At 58.6% G+C, this 365-nt stretch carries 1 protein-coding gene; it reads left to right on the plus strand.

The window, feature by feature from the left end; all coding sequences use genetic code 11:
* Window positions 1-365, plus strand: a 365-nt coding sequence (locus AC1D0P_RS32225) for a helix-turn-helix domain-containing protein (protein WP_477680440.1), incomplete at both ends; no start/stop codon positions are given.

The following is a 365-nucleotide window of genomic DNA, read 5'->3' on the forward strand; positions in this document are numbered from 1 at the left end:
GCCAATCTCCGCGCGCTGATGTTCAATGCGACGCGCCAGGCTTTCGTCTCGGAATCCCCGACACTGCCCAATCTGCAATCTCTGCATGACAGCGCGGCAAGGCGCCTGCAGATGGTCGATATCCTGATCGACCGTCATCTGACCGACAGCAATCTTTCGGCCAAATGGCTGGCGACCCGCATCGGCGTGTCGATCCGCACCTTGCAGCAGGATTTCCAGGGCGTGGGCATCACCTGCACCACCGTCATCCGTGACAAGCGGCTGCGCTATGCGCGTGAGAAGATCGAGCAGATCAAGGATGTCAGGGGCGGCAAAACGATTGCCGAAGTCGCCTATTCCTCGGGCTTCAACGACATTTCCTATTT

The organism is Polaromonas sp. P1_G2 (assembly GCF_056405515.1).